This is a genomic window from Ileibacterium valens (assembly GCF_001945525.1).
GTDB lineage: Bacteria > Bacillota_I > Bacilli_A > Erysipelotrichales > Erysipelotrichaceae > Ileibacterium > Ileibacterium valens.
The window spans coordinates 1-934 of sequence record NZ_MPJW01000223.1 but is presented as its reverse complement, the minus strand read 5'-3'; the positions used below and the strand labels follow the sequence as shown (position 1 = coordinate 934).

Here is a 934-nt window from a genome sequence, read left to right as displayed (position 1 = left end):
GCAAGCAGAATCTGTCTGAGTCTGTCAAACAGAGGAGCAAAGTAAACCTGCGAAACTGAAATGATCCAGCTGCACAGAGTTCCTGAAGAAACGCTGAACATTCCCATTTCTCTGAACATCGTAATCAGAAGATTGGTGGGAATCTGATAGAGAATCTTGAAGGCGATCGCCATGGCAAGAAATGAGGAGGAAGCCCAGCTTCCGGGCAGAAGCGGCTTTGGAGCCTCGGCCTGAACGGGAGACAGTCCGCATTCACTGAGCGGAGTGTCACTGTCAGCAGCTTTTGCATGACAGTCAGGGCAGCCGTAAGTCACACCCACATACTCAATGACTCTGAGTCTGGGAAGTTCAACCTTAAGCTCGTAACGCAGATGCTTTTCTCCAAACGGAATGAGCTCATGACCACAGTATTCGCAGAACCTTTTGTCCTCATCGAGTTCTCTTACAACCTTTTCCACATCAATACCCATGCGTTCAATCATTTCTTTCAGCGTCGATTTGGGCTTTCTGGTCTGTTTTTTCTTAACCGGACGATGAGTATTTGGCTTTTTGGAAGAATCGGATTCAGACGCAGATCCGGCAGAAGGTGTGGAGTCAGAATCATTACCGTCGTCATCATCCTTCTTCTTGCCGCTCGAGCGTTTCTCAGATTTCTTTCCATAGCGCTGAGCGGCCATCAGAGTGATCTGTTCAGTCAGGGAAACGATCGTCGTATTGGCTGCATCAATCTGTTCAGTAAGAACATCGATCTTTTCCGTCAGTGAGCGGATGATGTCATCTTTTTTCCGGCTGTCTTCCAGAGCCTGATCCAGCTGCCGGCTGATCTTAACCAGCTGCTGAAAGAGCGGATTTGAAGAGATGTTAGATGTGTCTGCTGAGCTGTTTTCTGGCATAGTATTCACCCATTACATTATACCATAAAACAGTTTATTTA

At 47.1% G+C, this 934-nt stretch carries 1 protein-coding gene; it reads right to left on the bottom strand.

The genetic code is table 11. The features are described from left to right. Positions 1 to 893, bottom strand: an 893-nt coding sequence (locus BO222_RS11110; protein WP_143357018.1) for an IS66 family transposase zinc-finger binding domain-containing protein, incomplete at its 3' end; no start/stop codon positions are given. Positions 894 to 934: the final 41 nt, after the last annotated feature.